Source organism: Staphylococcus sp. GDY8P57P (genome assembly GCF_017892585.1).
GTDB lineage: Bacteria > Bacillota > Bacilli > Staphylococcales > Staphylococcaceae > Staphylococcus > Staphylococcus borealis.
Window position 1 is genome coordinate 1 of sequence record NZ_JAESLK010000120.1, and the last position, 657, is coordinate 657.

At 37.6% G+C, this 657-nt stretch carries 1 pseudogene; it reads right to left on the reverse strand.

Annotation, left to right across the window (positions count from 1 at the left end):
- Positions 1-657 (reverse strand): annotated as a pseudogene (locus tag KA878_RS13865) (urocanate hydratase family protein); the annotation flags it as partial.

The window sequence follows — 657 nt, forward strand, 5'->3', positions numbered from 1 at the left end:
GTGCAGAAATTTCACCATCTCTTACTAATTTATTCAATGCTAAGCCCATTTTCGCACGCTCTTCATAACCTAACCACGCAATACGTGACGGTAAACCTTGGAAGGCGATTTTTTCTTGCGCTAAATCTAACCAACGAATTAATTTTTCATTATCTGGGAAAATCTTTCTCATTTCTTCATCTGCACGCTCAATATCTTTCGGATCTCCACTTAATGCTGCAAAACGGAATGGGCCTTTACCTTCACAGAACAATGGACGAATATAAGCAGGCACAAATCCAGGGATCAAATGCATTTTCTAATCCATCATTAAATGCAACCTGTCTGATATTATTACCATAATCAAATGCAACAGCACCATTTTTCTGAAATTCAAGCATGAGTTCTACATGTTTTCTCATAGAATTTTGTGCTTCTTTAACATATTGTTTTGGATCTTTTTGGCGTATTGCTTTCGCTTCTTCTAACGAATACCCTTGAGGTACATAACCATTTAGCGGATCATGTGCACTTGTTTGGTCTGTCACAATATCAATTTTAAAACCTTTATCTAAGATTGCTTTATGTGTGTCAACCGCATTACCGACTAAACCAATTGATAGTGGTTCACCCTTTTCACGAGCTTCATCAGCCAAACGTAACGCTTCGTCTAATTCG